The sequence below is a fragment of the Candidatus Skiveiella danica genome, from assembly GCF_022705245.1.
Classification (GTDB): Bacteria; Pseudomonadota; Gammaproteobacteria; order Burkholderiales; family Burkholderiaceae_C; genus Skiveiella; species Skiveiella danica.
This window is the reverse complement of record NZ_JAKJEW010000003.1, coordinates 52,124-68,713: the sequence shown is the minus strand read 5'-3', so window position 1 is coordinate 68,713 and position 16,590 is coordinate 52,124. Positions and strand designations below refer to the sequence as shown.

Below are 16,590 nucleotides of genomic sequence, written 5' to 3'. Positions count from 1 at the left end.
CGGCCGCATCAGGATTGCATCAGGGACGCCGCTCGGGCGTCTGGCTGGCGCGCCTATTTGGGCGCGTTCAGCCGCTTCACGCCGGCCACGAAGCGCGCCAGCGTCTGCGACAGCACGCCGCTGGGGATGGTGATGTCGATCAGCTGGAAACGCCCACGCGTGGCCAGGGCGCGGTCCAGCGCGGCTTTCAGCTCGGCGCGCGTGTTAACGCGCACGCCGTCGCCGCCCATGCCGGCGGCCATCTCGGCAAAGCCCCAGTGGCCCAGGTCGTTGAAGCCGGACTCGGGCTGGAAGGTGCGCAGCATCTCCCAGCTGGCGTTGTTGAACACCAGCACGATCGGGTCCCAGCCGTAGCGGCGGCAGTTGCCCAGTTCCCAGCCGGTCATCTGGAACGCGCCGTCGCCCACCAGGATCAGCGGCCGCTCGTTCGTGGCGGCCTGCAGGCCCAGCCCGGCCGGCACGCCGAAGCCCATCGTGGCGTAGTAGCCGGGCGCCACCAGCGCGGTGTGCTGGATTTCCATGGCGGTGAACAGGCAGTCGCCCATGTCGGAGGCGATCGGCAGGCGGCCGTGCGCGGCCATCAGGTCGTTGACGGCGGTGGCGATGTCGCTCGGGGTGATGGCGGCGTCATCGGCCACCAGCCCGTGCGGGAAGGCGGGGGGCGTCACGGCCAGCGGCTTGTCACCCGTGCCCAGGCACGCCAGCATGCGTTCGACGACCGCGGCCAGCGGCAGCTGGGAATAGGTGTGGTAGCCGATGGTGACGCGGCCATCCAGCGCCTGGATCGTCTTGCGCATGTCGATCTTGGTCTGCGAGACGGCGAAGTTGGTGTCGCAGATGATCTCGCCGAGCAGGAACAGGCCGTCCGAGCCCTCCACGAGTTCGGTGACCTCGGGAAAGCCCGCCACGCCCATGTAGGTGCCCAGCAGGGGCACCTCCTGGTCGGCCAGCAGGCCGCGGCCCATGAAGCTGGTCACCACCGGCACGCCGAGCCGGCGCGCCAGCTGCGCCACCTGGGCCTCCAGCCCGTAGCGGCGCACCTCCACGCCGGCCATCAGCACCGGCGAGCGGGCGCTGGCCAGCCGCGCCAGGATCTCGTCCACGCAGGCGGCCAGCGCATCCGGGTCCACCGGCTGGGCGGCATCGGGCACCACCGGCGCGCAGGACTCGTTCACCATGTCGCGCGGGATCTCGATGTAGACCGGCTCCGAGCGGCGCAGGCAGCTGGCCAGCACGCGCGCGATGTCGGCCGGCGCGCGCGCGGCGTCGTCCAGGCGCACCTGGTCGCAGGTGATTTCCTTGAAGATCTGGAACTGCGAGTCCAGCGTCTTGGCCTGGTGGTGCAGCAACAGCCCGGAGCGCGATTCCCCCTTGCCCGGCCCGCCCGAGAGCACCACCAGGGGCGACTTTTCGGCAAAGGCCGCCGCGATTGAATTGATCATGTTCAGCGCCCCGGCGCCATAGGTGACGGCCGCCACGCCCAGGCTGCCGTTGATGCGCGCCGACGCGTCGGCCGCGAAGCCCACGCCGGGCTCGTGCGACAGCGTGTACAGCGGCAGGATCTTGGACTCTTCGATGATGCGGAAGTAGGGCAGGGCGAAGTCGCCGGGAATGCCAAAGATCTGGCGCGCGCCATGGTCTTTGAGCGCGTGCAGCAGGGATTCGATGAGGTTCATGCAGGCCAGCTCCGGTTTTTCAGGCAATGCGGGCATTGTGCTGCGCACCGGGTGCAGGGTGCGATCGTTTTTCGGCTCATTCGGGTGCTTTGACGCAGGATTTCTGCAGGAACCGTTGGCAGGCGACCGGATTTTCGTCGCAAGGGCGGAGGCGCCGGTGCTTCAGCGGCCCGTCACAGGCCTTTGACGCCGCCATAGCGGCATATCAAGAACGAAGTTGGCCTCGCCCCAGCGTGGAATGGTCATGAATAGCTATCAAATCAGGAGTATTCGGTGCCGGTTCAGGTCGATGCCCGCAGGAACGGGAAGAACTCCCTGTCCGCCCCCAGCATGTGCCGCGCCACCACGTCGTGCGCCAGGAACTGGAACAACTCGCCGACGGCGAGCGTGCCGGCGTGGAAGCGGTTGGTCACGTCGGCGGCCTTGTCCACCAGGACGCGGTGGATGGCGGCGTGTTCATCCGCGCCGGGGAATCCGGCGGCGTTGATCAGCACCTCCTCGTCCTGGAAGTGCTGGACCACGTGGTTGATCAGGTTGTCGATCAGCGTGGCCACCTCATCCTTGGGCCGGTGTTCCAGGATGGCGGCCAGCAGCTCGTTGGCGTCCTTGAAAAGGCCGCGGTGCTGGGCGTCGATGACGGCGTTGCCACAGTCGTAGGCGGGGCGCCAGGACAGCTGCACGAAGCTCGCGGCGACGTTTTCGCCGACGCTGGCGCGACCGGGTATTTCGGCCGCCGGCTGGACACGGTTGCGGCCGGTGACGCGCGCCTTGAACATCGCGGCATCGGCACGGTCGAACCACTGGTCAGGCGTCTCTTCCCGGCCGCATTCGGCCACGCCGATGCTGAGTGTGAGGGTGTTGGCCGCGGTGAAACGTGCAGCCGCCACTTTCTCCCGGAGTTGCCCGGCCAGCACAGTGGCGGTGGATTGGGTGGTGTTGGGGCACAACACGGCAAACTGGTCGTCGGACCAGCGCGCGAGGGCGTCGGTGGCGCGCAGACTGGCCTGCAGCACGATCGCGGTTTCGAACAGGACGCGGTCCCCCGCCTGGGTTCCGAGCTCGGCATTGAGCTGCTGGAAGCCGTCGAGACTGACGAGCAGCAGGCTCAGCGGGTGGTCGTAGCGGTGCAGGCGCTCCATCTCGTTGGCCACGGCTTCTTCCAGGCGCCGGCGGTTCCAGGCGCCTGTCAGCTTGTCCATGCGGGCCTGGCGGTCGACGGAGGCCAGCGACTTCAGCAGCTCGCTGTTGGTCTGTTGCAGGCGCTCGAGCGATTGCAGCATGCCTTCGACGGCATCCTGGCCCGCCACGGGCAGCAGCACGGTGCCAATCATCAGCAGCGTGCCGTCCGCACCGGCCACCGGGAACTTCAGGCACTGGCAATGCGTGGGTTCGCCGTTGACCGCGAAGTCCAGTTCCGTGTTGAAGCTGACTGCTCCGGTGGCGATGTCCTGGTCGCCCTGGTGGAGCCGGGCGGCGATATCGGGTGCGAATAGCTCGGGGTCGGTCTTGCCGGTCATGGCGCCGACGGGCAGGCCAGCGAGGGTTTCCAGAATCGGGTTGACGATCTGGTAGCGACCGTCCAGCCCCTTGAGGCCCACCCCGGTGCCCGCGCTCTGCGGCACCATCATGGACAGCAGTCCCGAAGCCAGGTTGACGTGTTCCCGGGCGATGGCGTGGGTCAGCTCGTTTTCATTCATGGCGAAGTTCCGCAGACGGTCTGAAGTTTTTCGGGGCGGCAGGGCCGCTGCCCGATGCGACTGTACGCCACAAGCCGCGGGGCGCCCACCGGGCGACTCCCTACAATTTGCCCATGGAAGCCTCCCTTCAGTATTTGCAGACCTTGCAGGGGCTGCCGGCCTACGCACTGGTGCTGGGTCTGCTGGTGGCCTGCGGCATCGGCGCGCCGATGAACGAAGACATCGTGCTGCTGATCGCGTCGGCGCTCACGCTCACCGGCGTGATGGATCCCGTGCCCTTGATGGCGGTGGCCTGGGTGGGCTTGATCGCTGGCGACGCGCTCGTGTTTCATTGGGGGCATCGCTATGGCGCGCGCCTGTTGCGGTCGGGGCCGGTCTCCCGCATCGTTCCTGAAGGTCGATTGCTCTCGCTGCAGGAACGTGTGCGCAGGGGCGGGCCGTTCTACATCTTTGTGATCCGCTTTCTGCCGGGCATCCGGACGGCGCTCTTTTTTGCGGCCGGTTCGCTGAAACTGCCCTACCGGCATCTGTTCATCTTTGACGGCGCCGCCGCCCTGATCGAATTGCCGCTGCTGGTGTACGGCGTTCGCTACGTGGGCGGGCGTTGGCAGGAGATCATGGCGCTCGTCGAGCGATTTCAGGGCGTCATTGTGGTGGCCGTGCTGCTGTTGCTGGCAGCCTGGATGCTGCGCGGCTGGCAACGCAGGCGCATGGATAAGGGGGGTGCACGAAATGGCCCATAAACTGCCCGCCAGGGGGCGGCCCGCAGCCGAGGTCCTGGCGGACCTGAAGACTTTTTCCAGCGCCGATCCCGACTACCGGCACGGCCGCTTGTGGAGTCTGGCCTACTACCAGGACGAGGACTATGCGGCGTTCCTGGGCGAAGCGTACAGCGCGTTCGCGGGTGCCAACGGCCTGAACCCGACCGTGTTCAAGAGCCTGAAGCGTTTCGAGAACGAGATCATCGAAGCCACCGCGGCGCTGCTGCACGGAACGCCCGAGGTGTGCGGGGTGGTGACCTCGGGCGGCACTGAGAGTTGCCTGCTCGCCGTGAAGACCTACCGCGACAGGGCCCGCCAGGTGCGGGGCGTGAGCCGGCCTGAAATGATCCTGCCGGTGACCGCCCATGTGGCCTGGTTCAAGGCATCGGAGTACTTCGACGTGAAGGTTCGTCTGTTGCCGCTGGACAAGCATCTTCGCGCGGATGTGACCCAGCTTGAGCGGCTGATCAACCGCAACACCGTGATGATCCTCGGCTCTGCGCCCGAGTACCCGCACGGCACGATCGACCCGATCGAGGCGTTTGGTGAACTGGCGCTGAAGCACGGCGTTCCCCTGCACGTGGACGCCTGCGTGGGCGGTTTCATCCTGCCCTTCATGGCCATGAACGGGCGCAAGCTGCCATTGTGGGACTACCGCGTGCCCGGCGTCACGTCGATATCGGCCGACCTGCACAAGTACGGCTATGCGGCCAAGGGGGCCTCGACCATCACCTACCGCAACCTGGACATCCTCAAGCACCAGATGTTCGTCTACCAGGACTGGCCCGGTGGCGTCTTCGCCTCGCCGGCGCTGCTGGGCACCCGGCCCGGGGGCGCCTACGCGGCGGCGTGGGCCGCCATGCAGCACATGGGCAAGTCCGGCTACCGCGATCTGGCGCGACGCACCATCAAGGCCTTCGACCGGATGCGAAAAGGCATCGGGCAGATTCCCGGGCTGTATGTGATGGGCGAGCCCAGCGGGCCGCTGCTGGGCTACGGCTCAATCGACCCGGACGTCAACATCTACGCCGTGGGTGACCAGATGGACGCAAAGGGCTGGCAGATCAACCGCCTGCAGAACCCGGACGGCCTGCACGCGATGATCACCGCGCAACACCTCGAGGTCATGGACGCCTACCTGTGCGACCTTAGAGAATCCGTGGCCACCGTCAAGGCCCATCCCGAGCTGGCCCAGGCCGGCAGCGCCGCCACCTACGGCATGATGGCCCACATCCCCTTGCGCGGCATGGTGAAGAACCGCGTGCTGGAGATGTTCGCGGGCATGTACAAGGCCGGTGGCGCTCAGATGGACCTGCACGCGGCTTCAGGGTCCGGTGTGGCGGGAGGCGCCCACCCCGGAACCCTGGATGCCCTGGTCGAGCGCCTGGCGGCTCTGTACGTGACCTGGAAGCAGCGCCGTCAGGCCTGATGCCGGTCTTTCAGGCCGGGGTGGCGAAGAACGCATTGATCTCGCTGGCCACCCAATTCGGCCGCGTCACGGTCGGGACATGGCCTGCATCTTCGGCCACCACCAGTTTCGAGCCCGCAACGAGTTCGACCAGTCGTTCCGACGATGCCAAAGGCGCAATGACATCCTGCCGGCCGTGCAGGACCAGCGTGGGCAAGGTGATGGATGCCAGCCGGGACTCGAGGTCAACCCCATCGACGCATTCCATCAGCTGGACCGCTTCCACCGCATTGGATCGATTCACGATCAGCTTGCCCCAGGCGCGCTCGGCCTCACAATCGGCCTCGGGCGTGCAGGCGTTGACAAAGGCCTCCATCGTCGCGCGGAAATCCGCCCTGCAGCCAGCGACGAGCCGATCACGTGCCGGGGTGCGTGCGCCGGAATAGCGCCCGCCGACGATCACCAGCCCGGTGAATCGCTCCGGGTGCCGCAGTGCCGCCTCCAGGGCGACCATGGCCCCCATGGATTCAGCGGCCAGCACGCAGGTGTCGATGTTCAGTGCATCGAGCACACGGAACAGGTCGCCGACCAGCAGGTCGAAGGTGATGGCCGGTGCGCTGTGCCGCGTGGCGCCCGTGCCGCGATGATCGTAGGTGACGGTTCGCCACGACTGGCTCAGACGCTCGAAAGGCGCGGCCCACAACTCGCCACTGCCCACCCAGCCGCCATGCGCGACGATCGTTCGAGGTGAGTCTCCGTACGATGTGACGAGCAGTTCGGCGTCGCTGGTCTTGAGAAACATGGCATTTCCTTCGGGTTGTGCAGGTTCGGAGTTTGGGATGCTTCGGCAGGCACCCAGGCCAGCCGCGCGGCGATGACGGCATTCTTTCACGCCTGCCGCCGGTTGTCGCCGCTACACTGGCCTTGAACCCGAAGTTCCGCAGAACCGGAGCGTGCGCTTGATTGAAGAACCCCTGACCCTGCCTTGCGGCCACACCGTCGCCAACCGCATCTGCAAGGCAGCCATGACCGAAGGCTTGGCTGATGCGCACGACCGGGCCACGGCGGCACACCGGCGCCTGTATTCGACCTGGGCGCGCGGCGGGGCGGCGATCCTGCTGAGCGGCAATCTCATGATCGACCGGCGTTACCTCGAGCGGTCCGGCAACGTGGTGCTGGAAGACGACAGCGGCTTGGCGCAACTGCGCGCCTGGGCGCAGACCGTGCGCGAGGCCGGCAGCCAGCTCTGGGCTCAGATCAGCCACCCGGGCCGCCAATGCCCGCGGCTCGCCAACCTGACGCCGCTGGCGCCCTCGGAGATCCAACTCGACATGGCGGGCAATTTCGGCAAGCCGCGCGCGGCGACCGAGGTCGACATCCAGGACATCATCGGGCGCTTTGCCCAGACCGCGGCGCTGGTCAAGGCGGCCGGCCTCGATGGCGTCCAGGTGCATTCGGCACATGGTTATCTGCTGTCGCAGTTCCTGTCGCCCCGGACCAATCGGCGGCAGGATCACTGGGGAGGCTCACTGGCCAACCGGGCCCGCCTGTTGCTCGAAGTGATCCGTGCCGTGCGTGCGCGGGTGGGCCCGGCCTATCCGATTTCCGTCAAGCTGAATTCCTCCGACTTCGTCAAAGGGCGGCTTCACCCTGGACGAAAGCATCCAGGTTGTGCAGTGGCTGAACGATGCGGACATTGACCTGCTCGAAGTTTCGGGCGGCACCTACGAGCAGCTTGAGTTCTTCAAGCCGCAGCCGGCCAGCGAAATCCGCGACAGCACGCGCGAGCGCGAGGCCATGTTTCTGGAATATGCCAAGTCCATCAAGGCCGTGGCGCGCATGCCCGTCATGGTCACGGGCGGGTTTCGCACCCGCGCGGGCATGGAGGCCGCGCTGGCGGGCGGGCACACCGACATGATCGGCCTGGCCCGCCCGTTCTGTCTGGATCCAGACTTCCCGGCACGGATGTTCTCCGGCCGGTTGGATCGCCTGCCCGTGCCCGAAGACCGTCTGGTGCTGGGCCGGGGATTCTGGGGACCCAACAGCCCGGCCAGTGCCCTGCGCGCCCTGAACAACCAGGCGCAGGCAGGCTGGTATTACCACCAGATCGAGCGCCTGGGCGCCGGCCTTCCGCCGGAGCCGGGCCTGAGCCCTCTGCGCGCGCTGGTGGCGCATTTCGTGAATGACTTTGGTCGCGCCCTGCGGCGCAAGCTCGCCTGAGCCGCGGTTCGTCGACGCGGTCACCACCCGGCGGGCGCCCAGCGATTCTCAGTAGTGCGGTGGCCGTTCGTCACGCAGGCTGCGAAAGGCGGCGCCGTCGCCCTCCGGAATTTGCTGGCGCAAGTGGCCGATCTCGCGGACGAGGGTGTCGATCTGCTGCTGTTGGCGCACGATGACCTGATTCAGCTGATCCAGCAGGTCTTCGGTGAAGCTGGCCTTGATTTCCAGTTCGGTGAGGCGCCGTGCGGCTTCGTCCAGGGAATCCATGAGGTCAACTGCCTTCGGTCGTCGGGCGCGGCGCGTTGCCGTCGCCCACCCACGAGTCGAGCAGCGTGTAGGCCACCGCCAGCAGCACCGGTCCGACGAAGATGCCCACCAGGCCGAATCCGATCAGGCCGCCGATCACGCCGGCAAAGATCAGCAGAAGCGGAAGATCGGCGCCACGCTTGATCAGGGCCGGCCGCAGGAAGTTGTCCATGGTGGAAACGACCAGCGCCCAGAGCAGCAAAAAGGTGCCCCAGCCGTTTTCTCCCGTCCAGTAGACCCAGGCCACGGCCGGGAACATAACCAACGCGGGCCCGACCTGGGCGATGCACAGCATCAGCATCACCGCCGTCAGCAAGCCGGCAAAGGGGATGCCGGCAATTGCCAGCCCGACGCCGCCCAGCCCTGCCTGAACGACCGCGGTCACGCCCACCCCCAGCGCCACGCCGCGAATGGCCTGACCGGCCAGCGTGACGGCGTTTTCACCGCTGTGTCCGGCCAGGCGGCGACCGAAACGGTGCACCGCCAGTGCTGCCGATTCACCGCCGGCGTACATCAGGGCCGAGATGATGACGGTGAGCAGAAACTGAAGCAGCAAGAATCCGATGCTGCCCGCTTGCGAAACCAGCCACTTGGCGATGTTGTCGGCGTAGGGCATCAGTTTGGCAATCAATCCGGAGGCGCCCGCTGCGATGGCGTCTTCCCAGGCCTTGGCGATCTTTTCGCCGACAAACGGCAGCTGGGCGACCCATTGCGGCGGGTGCGGAACCGGCGAGGTGGCGAGGGACTTGCCCCGTTCGACGATCTCGTCCGAATGGCTGACGATGGTGCCGATGGCCAGCGTCAGCGGCACGAAGAAGAGCAGCAGCAGCAGCAAGGACATCACCAGCACCGCCAGGCTGCGGCGGCGCCAGAGCCGCGCCTCGAACCACTTCATGACTGGCCAGGTGGCGACCACCAGCATGGTGGCCCAGATGACGGCGCCAATGAAGGGACGCAGGATCCAGAACGAGGAGAGGATCAGGCCGCCCAGGAACAGCACGCCCAGCGTCGTGCGGACCAGGTCGGCAGGTGGTTTTTCTTGCATGGGGCAGTTTTCGGGTTTTTTCGAGGGGATTGGGGTCAAGTGTAGGGGGTCATGCCAAGGCTGGCACGGGGCGGCGGGCGCAAAATCGCATCGTAGTTGCAGAACCGTGACCATGTTCCCCCACAAAAGCCCAGGCAAGAACGCTCTTCGCGCCCTGTTGTGCGCCATCAGCCTCGTCTGCACGGGCAGCCTCGCCCAATGGCTGCCGGTGCGCCTGACCGACCCCGGCGATGGCATGCTTGATCTCAGCGAACACCTGCTGGAGCATCGGGGCATCCTGCCGGTGCCGATCGTCATCACCGAGCCAGCGGTGGGCTACGGTGGCGGATTGGTGGGCATTTTCTTTGACAAACCGCTGGGCGATGCGCTCAAGACCAGCCTGGGTGAAACCGGCAAGGCCGTCCCGCCCAACATCACCGCAGTGGGGGCGCTGGGTACCGAGAATGGAACCCGTGGCGCGTTCATCGGCCACCGTCACACCTGGCAGGCGGACCGTTACCGCTACCTCGGCGCCCTGGGCAAGGTGGATGCGCGGCTGGACTACTATGGCCTGCTGAACAAGGCGCGAGCCTACCAACTGGATGGCGTCGGCCTGATGCAGCAGTTGCAGGCCCGCGCCGGCGAGACCGACTGGTTTTTCGGTCCGCGGTACGCGTGGCTGAAAGTGAACCCCGCGTTCGGCGACGGCTGGCCGGCCGACCTGGACGGGCGCCCCTTGCGAGAGGTGCGCATCGGCCGGCTGAGCCTGGTGGGGTCTCATGACACCCGTGACAACATCTTCACCCCGACCGACGGACACTTTGTCGAGGCCGAACTGGTGGCGGCCAGTCCGCAGTTAGGAGGCACGTCGAGCTACCAGCAGGTCAACTTGCGGGGCTTTGACTGGATTCCGATGGGCAAGCCGTTCATCCTCGCATTGCGCGGCGACGTGCAGACCTCGCGCGGCGACATTCCTTTCTTTGCCAAACCCTTCGTCAACCTGCGGGGCACTCCCGCCGTGCGCTACCAGGACAACAACGCCGCCGTGGCCGAGGTCGAGCTCTGGTGGCAGGCCACGCCCCGCTGGTCGCTGCTGGGCTTTACCGGCGCCGGTCGTGCGTGGGGCAAGCGGGACACCTTCAGCCAGACCGAAACCGTCAGCACCGTAGGCGCCGGCTTCCGCTACCTCATTGCCAGGAAGCTTGGCCTGCACGCCGGGATCGACTTCGCGACAGGCCCGCAGGGTCGGGCGTTTTACATTCAGGTCGGAAGCCCTTGGCGCTAATCCAGCACACCCCCCCATTTCAGACACCAGATATTGAAGGAGACCCGCCGTGCCACGAACAAAGAACCCATCACGCCCAAAGCGCCCGTCACGCATGACGAGACTCAGGGCGTCCATGACCCAGTTCCCGGACATCGAACCGCCGTCGCCCTGGCTGCTGGCCTTCGAGCAGCGGGCGTTCTGGGAGTTCTGGGCCGGCCTGACCTTCTTCAAGCCGCTGCAGGCCATCACGCCGCGCGGCGACGGCCATCCCGTGCTGGTGATTCCGGGCCTGGGCGCCTCCGATATCTCGACGATCCTGCTGCGCAGGTTTCTGGACGACCTCGGCTACGTGACCTATCCCTGGGGGCTGGGGCGCAACAAGGGGCTCAAGGACGAGGACCTGGCGCTCATGCACCAGCGCATGAAGGCGGTGTTTGACGAACACGGACAGAAGGTCAGCGTGATCGGCCAGAGTCTGGGCGGTGTGTTTGCCCGTGAGATCGCCCGCCATGACCCGGCCTTGGTGCGCCAGGTCATCACGCTGGGTTCGCCCTTCACCGGGCATCCGCTGGCCTCCACCGGCACGCATCTGTACGAATGGCTGTCGGGCGACCGCTTCGAAGACCTGGATTTCAACCGGCACCTGGAGATGCGCGTCAAGCCGCCGGTGCCCACCACCTCGATCTTCAGCAAGCTTGATGGCGTGGTGGCCTGGCCCTGCTCGATCGAGGAGGGCCGCCCGGACGGCGAAAGCATCAACCTGCGTGGCGGCAGCCACATTGGCATGTTCAGCAGCCCGAACGCGCTGTACCTGATCGCCGAGCGGCTGGCCCAGCCGGAAAACGACTGGAAACCCTTCGAGCCCCGCGGTGTCCAGCGCCTGCTGTACGGAACGAACGACCATCTCCCGGCGCCAAAGAAAGTCCGGGCGGGCCGCGGCTGGCCGTTCGACGCGTTGCGCTCTGCCCGCCCGGGCGCGCAGGCCTGAGCGCCTAGCCGGCGCGGCGGGTGCGGGCGGCGGCGCGCTTGCGCGGCGCCGCGGCCGTGTCGGCCACCAGCTTCAGCTTGCGTTCGGTCTTGCCGCGGCTGCGCGTCACGGTTGTGGCCGGCGGCGCCGATTCGATCATCGCGGGGGCGGGTGCCTTCACGTTCTCGCTTTCCTTCTCGTGCGCCTGCGCACGCGCCAGCAGGGTCTGGTGTTCGGCGAGCAGGTAGTCCCCCAGGTCGTTGACGTCGGGCAGCGTGCGGCGGCAGGCGATCAGGCCGTAGTCCAGACGGCCGTTGTAGCTTTGCACGGTGACGTTCAGTGCCATGCTGTGCGCCGGAATCGAGACCGGGTAGTAGCAGGCCACGCTGGCGCCGGCGTAGTACAGCGGCACAGGGATGCCGGCCACGTTGGAGATGATCAGGTTGGCAAAGGGCGGCACCACGTTGGCCAGGCGCGAGCGGCCCAGGAGCGAGGCGATGCCCGAGACCAGCCAGGGCGAGCCGAGCATCGGGAAGTCACTGGGAATGACCGTCTTGACCCGGCTCATCATCGCCTTGCCGGCATCCGAGGATTCGTGGATGACCTTCAGCCGCTCCACCGGATCGGCCACGTCGGTGCCCAGCGACATGCGCAGCATGCTGACCTGGTTGTTGGCCGATTCGTCGCCCTGCGCGCGCAGGCTCACCGGCACAGCGGCCACCAGCGGCTTGTCGGGCAGGTCGTCGTATTCGCGCAGGTAGCGGCGCAGGGCGCCGGCCGTGGTGCCCATCACCACGTCATTGAGGGTCACGCCAAAGGTCTTGGCGATGAACTTGGTCTCGGCCAGCGGAATCATGCGCCCGGCAAAGGAGCGCTGGTTGGTGATGGCGGTGTTGAGCAGCGTGCGCGGCGCGAACACCTTCACGTCGGGCAGGCTCCATTGGCGCTTGCCGTGTTCGTCCTTCTCGGGCACCACCACGTCGCGCACGGCGCGCGCCATCGAGGGCGCCATGCGGATCAGCTTGGCGTACTGCCGCACCGCGTTGCGGGCGGCGGCGCTGGCCAGCTCCGCGATGCCCAGTTGGTAGCGGTTGTGGCGCGCGCGCGGGCGCGGCGGCTTGATGACCCGGCCGGTGGGCGCCAGGTCGAAGATCGCCTTGGCCACGGCCACGCCGGCCTGGCCGTCGATGCCCGCATGGTGCACCTTGGTGTACAGCGCCACCTGGCCGCTCTTGAGACCGTCGATGATGAACACCTCCCACAGCGGGCGGCTGCGGTCCAGCAGCGAGGAATGCAGCCGCGCGACATATTGCTGCAACTGCCGGTTGGTGCCGGGCTTGGGCAGCGTGACATGGCGCACGTGGTAATCGATGTCGATGTCTTCGTCTTCCACCCAGATCGGGTCGGCCAGATCGAAGGGCATCAGTTCCAGCTTGCGCGTGAACACGGCCGCCAGGTGCAGCCGCTCGCTCATCATCTTCTTGGCGTCTTCATAGAAGTCGCCGGTGTAGCCAGGGGGCAGATCGAGCACGTTGAGCGAGCCGATGTGCATCGGCATCTCGGGCGATTCGATGTGCAGGAACATGGCGTCCATGCCGCTGAGGTGGTTCATTGACAGCTTCCTTCGGTTTCGGGCAATAACCCTGAAGTGTCGCCGAACACGGCGCCGATTGCTGGCAAGCAGGCGACAGCGCACCGGCGGCCCAAGGCCCGCGCTTTGCTGTTCCGCCCGACTTCGGCAACACTGGCGGCATGACTAAACCCGTTTCGTTGTTCAGGAGCCGGTCAAGCCCCTGGCTGGTCGTCGGTGTGCTGGCCGGCCTGATGGCATGGTTGCCGGCCTGCCGGGCCGTTGACCTGCAGGGCCACCGCGGCGCGCGCGGCCTGGCGCCGGAAAACACACTGGCCGCCTTCGAGCGGGCGCTGAAAATCGGCGTCAGCACGCTGGAGCTGGACGTGGCCATCACCGCCGACGGCGTGGCCGTGGTGTCGCATGAGCCGGCCCTGTTCGAGGCGATCGCCCGCGATGCCCAGGGCCAGTGGCTGAGCGTGCGCGGCCCGCTGATCCGGTCGCTGACGCTGGCGCAGGTCCAGGCCTATGACGTGGGGCGCCTCAACCCGGCCCATGCCTACGGGCGCCCGTTTCCCGAGCAGGCCCCGCGCGACGGCCAGCGGATTCCGACGCTGGCGTCGGTCTTTGCGCTGGTGAAGGCGCTCGGCGCCACGGACGTGCAGTTCAACATCGAAACCAAGGTCTACCCGAACCGGCCCGACGACACGGTGACACCCGAGGCCTTTGTCGAGGTGCTGCTGGCCACCATCCGCGACGCCGGCATGACCCGGCGCGTGATCGTGCAGAGCTTCGACTGGCGCACCCTGGCGCTCGTCCACCAGCGCGAGCCGGGCTTGCGCACCGCGTGCCTGACCACGCAGGGCCGCAATTTCAACACCCTGGCCGATGGCAGCTGGACGGCAGGGCGGCGGCTGGCGGACTACCCCTCGGTGGCCCACCTGGTCAAGGCAGCCGGTTGCACCATCTGGTCACCCGCCTTCACCGACCTGGACGCGGACGCCGTCCAGGGCGCGCAGGCACTGGGCCTGCAGGTGATTCCGTGGACCGTCAACAGCCCGGCCGACCTGGACCGGCTGATCGGCTGGGGTGTGGACGGGATCATCACCGATTACCCTGACCGAGGCCGCGCGGCGATGCGCCAGCGTGCGCTGGCGCTTCCGACGGCGCTGAAGAACTGAAAATCGAACGATTTCAGGCCCATCCCAGCGTCGGGAGGTCTTCGGTTGCTCCATAAACAGGAGCGCCTTGCGTCAGGCCGGTGGCAGCAGATCGGCCAGGCCTCCGGCCGGCTCGAACCGGCGGTTCCGGTAGGCCAGGCGCGTGGGGCCGGGCCAGGCGCGCTCGGCCACGCTGTGGCGCGGGTCGCCGGGGTAGCAGATCACACGCTCGCCCTCCACGTCGAAAGCCTCGGGCTCGACGAGCGGGGGCCGCCGGCTGCGGGCGGCAGCCATCAGCGCCGCCACGCTGTTGAAACGGGCCAGCTGGCACAGGCTCATGATCTGCGGCGGGGCCAGGTCGATGGCGCCCTCCCAGTACTGGCGCAGGCCGGCAGCGGGCAGCACCCAGAGGGTCTCGGTGGCTTCGTGATCGTCGTGGCGGGCATCCTGGTCGGCGGGGGCTTCGGCCAGAAAGAAGCGGGTGTCGAAGCGGCTTCGTGTCACCGAAGGCACCCGCGGCGTGATCCAGCGCGACCACGGCGCCAGGCGTGCGGTCTGCAGCGGCAGGCCGAGCGCGGTCAGCGTGGGTACGAAGCCTTCGCCGGCGCGCAAGCGGGTTTCGGCTTCGCGCAAGGCTTCGGGGTCGATGCGATCGGCCAGGAGCAGGCCGCATTCCTCCAGGGTTTCGCGCAGCGCCGCCAGGTGCAGCCCGGCGGCCAGGGGTTCATCCAGATCGGGTTCGCCCAAGGCATCGCGCAGGCGCGCCGGGGGCTGGTCGAGCAGGGCGGGGTCCACCTGCAGATCTTGCGGGTCGAGCTTGCCGCCCGGGAAAACATGTGCGCCGCCCAGCACGCTGGAATTGCCGTGCCGGCGCATCATCAGCACCTCGGGGCCGTTCGGGCTGTCGCGCAGCACCATCACTGTGGCGGACGCCACCGGCGCCGTCAGAACCTCGTCCGAGTTGATTTCGATGACCATGCGCCGCATTCTCGCGCGCGCGCGGACGCCCGGCTGTCACCTGCGGCGCCGGGGCGCCGACTGGGATTTCAGATGTAGCCCAGCAGCTTCCACCAGACGCTGCCCACCAGCACCAGCACCAACAGGTTGACCACGCTCAGGATGGCGCCGGCGGCCCACCATTCGTTCAGCGTGGTGTAGCCGGAGCCGAAGATGATGGGCGCGGTGCCGGTGCCGTAGTGGGTCAGAGACATCATCAGCGAGGACGAGAACGCCAGCAACAGCGCCAGCAGCATCGGCGGCGCGCCCAGCGCCACGCCGGCGGCGAAGAAGGCGCCGAACATCGCGGTGATGTGGGCCGTGGTGCTGGCAAAGAAGTAGTGCGAATAGAAATAGATGCCCACCAGAATCACCGTCGCACCCACCCAGCCCAGTCCCAAGCCCGTGATACCGGTCTGGATCGATTGCGAGAACCAGGCGATCAGGCCCAGTTTGCCCAGGAAGGTGGCCATCATCACCAGCGCCGCGAACCAGACCAGCGTGTCCCAGGCGCTCTTGGCCTTCAGGATGTCCTCCCACTCCAGCACGCCGGTGAGGATCAGCAGCGACAGGCCGATCATCGCGGTGGTGGTGGCGTTCAGGTCCATCTCCGGGCCCAGCAGCAGCGCTGGTACACCGGCCCACATCAGCAGCATCAGCGCCAACACACCGAGCGTGACGTACTCGGCGGCCTTCATGGGCCCCAGCTTCTGCAGAGCATCCAGCGCCATGCCCTTGGCGTCCGGCGTGTTCTTGATCTCGGGCGGAAAGAACAGGTACAGCACCAGGGGCATCAACAGCAGCATGCACAGCCCCGGTAGCAGGGCGGCCAGCGCCCATTGGGCCCACGTGATCTGGATGGAAGAATTGGTGGCCTTGGCGATCAGGTCCACGATCAGCGGATTCGGCGCGGTGGCCGTGATGAACATGGCCGAGGTGATCGGATTGGTGTTGTAGTTGACCAGTGCCAGGTAGCGGCCGATCTTCTTTTGGGTGCCCAGTTCCGGGCTGGAGCCGAATCCGTCCGCGATGGATCGCATGATCGGGTGGATGATGGCGCCGCCGCGCGCTGTGTTGCTGGGCGTGACCGGCGCAATCACCAGCTCCGACAGCACCAGCCCATAGGCCACGCCCACCGACTTCTTGCCGAACATCGCGATGAAGTGATAGCCGATCCGTGTGCCCAGCCCGGTCTTGGTCAGAGCGACGGCGATCATGACCGCAATGGCGATCAGCCAGATCAGCGGGTTGGCAAAGCCGCTGAGCGCATCGGCGATGGCTCCTTCGGGCTTGCCGGGGCGGGTGACCTCGGTGATGGCCACGAGCGCAATCGCGATCACCGAAACGGCGCCGATCGGCAAGGCCTTGCCGATGATGGCGGCGATGGTGCCGGTGAACAGCGCCAGCAGGTGCCAGGCCTCGGGCGTGACCTTCTCCGGCACCGGGATCACGAACCAGATCAGCAGTGCCAGGCCAACGGAGATGGCGGTTGGAAGCGGCTTGGGGAACGTGAGCTTGTTCATGATGTTTCCTGACAG

15 protein-coding genes are annotated in these 16,590 nt (G+C 67.0%); 7 read left to right on the top strand and 8 right to left on the bottom strand.

The genetic code is table 11. The features are described from left to right. Nucleotides 1-53: 53 nt before the first annotated feature. Nucleotides 54-1,676: an indolepyruvate/phenylpyruvate decarboxylase gene (gene ipdC / locus ACMUOY_RS02615; RefSeq protein ID WP_413890795.1), complete on the bottom strand. Its 1,623-nt coding sequence runs from the start codon at nucleotides 1,674-1,676 to the stop codon at nucleotides 54-56. Nucleotides 1,677-1,957: 281 nt separating this feature from the next. After that, nucleotides 1,958-3,373 (bottom strand): bacteriohemerythrin, encoded by a 1,416-nt coding sequence (locus tag ACMUOY_RS02610; RefSeq protein WP_413890793.1) that lies wholly within the window; start codon nucleotides 3,371-3,373, stop codon nucleotides 1,958-1,960. 113 nt (nucleotides 3,374-3,486) lie between these two features. On the opposite strand from ACMUOY_RS02610, the gene ACMUOY_RS02605 reads away from it, so the two are divergent. After that, nucleotides 3,487-4,116 (top strand): DedA family protein, encoded by a 630-nt coding sequence (locus tag ACMUOY_RS02605; RefSeq protein ID WP_413890791.1) that lies wholly within the window; start codon nucleotides 3,487-3,489, stop codon nucleotides 4,114-4,116. Then, nucleotides 4,106-5,563, top strand: a complete 1,458-nt coding sequence (locus ACMUOY_RS02600; RefSeq protein WP_413890789.1) for a pyridoxal phosphate-dependent decarboxylase family protein — start codon at nucleotides 4,106-4,108, stop codon at nucleotides 5,561-5,563. Before ACMUOY_RS02605 ends, ACMUOY_RS02600 begins: the two co-directional genes overlap by 11 nt. A gap of 10 nt (nucleotides 5,564-5,573) precedes the next feature. Here ACMUOY_RS02600 and ACMUOY_RS02595 read toward each other — a convergent pair whose 3' ends face one another. Beyond that, entirely contained in the window at nucleotides 5,574-6,344 is a 771-nt protein-coding gene (locus tag ACMUOY_RS02595; RefSeq protein WP_413890787.1) for an alpha/beta fold hydrolase, read from the bottom strand. Between the two features lie 157 nt (nucleotides 6,345-6,501). Here ACMUOY_RS02595 and ACMUOY_RS02590 point away from each other — a divergent pair, with 157 nt between their 5' ends. Both ACMUOY_RS02590 and ACMUOY_RS02585 read left to right on the top strand, forming a co-directional pair. Further along, the gene (locus ACMUOY_RS02590) at nucleotides 6,502-7,242 is read left to right on the top strand and encodes a hypothetical protein (protein ID WP_413890785.1); all 741 of its coding nucleotides are present in this window, start codon (nucleotides 6,502-6,504) and stop codon (nucleotides 7,240-7,242) included. Further along, nucleotides 7,214-7,762, top strand: coding sequence for a hypothetical protein (locus ACMUOY_RS02585; protein WP_413890784.1), 549 nt, complete (start codon nucleotides 7,214-7,216; stop codon nucleotides 7,760-7,762). The genes ACMUOY_RS02590 and ACMUOY_RS02585 overlap by 29 nt, the downstream gene beginning before the upstream one ends. A 48-nt stretch (nucleotides 7,763-7,810) precedes the next feature. Here the strand turns inward: ACMUOY_RS02585 and ACMUOY_RS02580 are convergent, their stop codons facing one another. Continuing rightward, entirely contained in the window at nucleotides 7,811-8,029 is a 219-nt protein-coding gene (locus ACMUOY_RS02580; protein ID WP_413890782.1) for a SlyX family protein, read from the bottom strand. 4 nt (nucleotides 8,030-8,033) lie between these two features. Beyond that, nucleotides 8,034-9,113 carry an AI-2E family transporter YdiK gene (gene ydiK / locus ACMUOY_RS02575; protein ID WP_413890780.1) on the bottom strand — a complete coding sequence of 360 codons (1,080 nt, stop codon included), beginning with the start codon at nucleotides 9,111-9,113 and terminating at the stop codon, nucleotides 8,034-8,036. Nucleotides 9,114-9,225: 112 nt separating this feature from the next. On the opposite strand from ydiK, the gene ACMUOY_RS02570 reads away from it, so the two are divergent. Both ACMUOY_RS02570 and ACMUOY_RS02565 read left to right on the top strand, forming a co-directional pair. Next, complete coding sequence (locus ACMUOY_RS02570; RefSeq protein WP_413890778.1) at nucleotides 9,226-10,377, top strand: BamA/TamA family outer membrane protein; 1,152 nt, start codon at nucleotides 9,226-9,228, stop codon at nucleotides 10,375-10,377. A gap of 115 nt (nucleotides 10,378-10,492) precedes the next feature. Continuing rightward, the gene (locus tag ACMUOY_RS02565; protein WP_413890776.1) at nucleotides 10,493-11,347 is read left to right on the top strand and encodes an esterase/lipase family protein; all 855 of its coding nucleotides are present in this window, start codon (nucleotides 10,493-10,495) and stop codon (nucleotides 11,345-11,347) included. Nucleotides 11,348-11,351: 4 nt separating this feature from the next. Here the strand turns inward: ACMUOY_RS02565 and ACMUOY_RS02560 are convergent, their stop codons facing one another. Next, entirely contained in the window at nucleotides 11,352-12,938 is a 1,587-nt protein-coding gene (locus ACMUOY_RS02560; protein WP_413890774.1) for a WS/DGAT/MGAT family O-acyltransferase, read from the bottom strand. A 140-nt stretch (nucleotides 12,939-13,078) separates the two neighbouring features. On the opposite strand from ACMUOY_RS02560, the gene ACMUOY_RS02555 reads away from it, so the two are divergent. Further along, on the top strand, nucleotides 13,079-14,077 hold the full coding sequence (locus ACMUOY_RS02555; RefSeq protein WP_413890772.1) for a glycerophosphodiester phosphodiesterase: 999 nt from the start codon (nucleotides 13,079-13,081) through the stop codon (nucleotides 14,075-14,077). A 72-nt stretch (nucleotides 14,078-14,149) separates the two neighbouring features. Here the strand turns inward: ACMUOY_RS02555 and ACMUOY_RS02550 are convergent, their stop codons facing one another. Continuing rightward, nucleotides 14,150-15,034: an NUDIX hydrolase gene (locus tag ACMUOY_RS02550; RefSeq protein WP_413890770.1), complete on the bottom strand. Its 885-nt coding sequence runs from the start codon at nucleotides 15,032-15,034 to the stop codon at nucleotides 14,150-14,152. A 68-nt stretch (nucleotides 15,035-15,102) separates the two neighbouring features. Then, a complete protein-coding gene (locus tag ACMUOY_RS02545; protein ID WP_413890768.1) occupies nucleotides 15,103-16,575 on the bottom strand; it encodes a DASS family sodium-coupled anion symporter in 1,473 nt (490 codons plus the stop codon). Nucleotides 16,576-16,590: the final 15 nt, after the last annotated feature.

Coding starts and splice junctions, on each gene's coding strand:
- ydiK (WP_413890780.1), bottom strand. CDS start 9,113: ATGCAAGAAAAACCACCTGCCGACCTGGTCCGCACGACGCTGGGCGTG.
- ACMUOY_RS02560 (WP_413890774.1), bottom strand. CDS start 12,938: ATGAACCACCTCAGCGGCATGGACGCCATGTTCCTGCACATCGAATCG.
- ACMUOY_RS02545 (WP_413890768.1), bottom strand. CDS start 16,575: ATGAACAAGCTCACGTTCCCCAAGCCGCTTCCAACCGCCATCTCCGTT.
- ACMUOY_RS02595 (WP_413890787.1), bottom strand. CDS start 6,344: ATGTTTCTCAAGACCAGCGACGCCGAACTGCTCGTCACATCGTACGGA.
- ACMUOY_RS02605 (WP_413890791.1), top strand. CDS start 3,487: ATGGAAGCCTCCCTTCAGTATTTGCAGACCTTGCAGGGGCTGCCGGCC.
- ACMUOY_RS02565 (WP_413890776.1), top strand. CDS start 10,493: ATGACCCAGTTCCCGGACATCGAACCGCCGTCGCCCTGGCTGCTGGCC.
- ACMUOY_RS02550 (WP_413890770.1), bottom strand. CDS start 15,034: ATGGTCATCGAAATCAACTCGGACGAGGTTCTGACGGCGCCGGTGGCG.
- ACMUOY_RS02570 (WP_413890778.1), top strand. CDS start 9,226: ATGTTCCCCCACAAAAGCCCAGGCAAGAACGCTCTTCGCGCCCTGTTG.
- ACMUOY_RS02600 (WP_413890789.1), top strand. CDS start 4,106: ATGGCCCATAAACTGCCCGCCAGGGGGCGGCCCGCAGCCGAGGTCCTG.
- ipdC (WP_413890795.1), bottom strand. CDS start 1,676: ATGAACCTCATCGAATCCCTGCTGCACGCGCTCAAAGACCATGGCGCG.
- ACMUOY_RS02555 (WP_413890772.1), top strand. CDS start 13,079: ATGACTAAACCCGTTTCGTTGTTCAGGAGCCGGTCAAGCCCCTGGCTG.
- ACMUOY_RS02580 (WP_413890782.1), bottom strand. CDS start 8,029: ATGGATTCCCTGGACGAAGCCGCACGGCGCCTCACCGAACTGGAAATC.
- ACMUOY_RS02610 (WP_413890793.1), bottom strand. CDS start 3,373: ATGAATGAAAACGAGCTGACCCACGCCATCGCCCGGGAACACGTCAAC.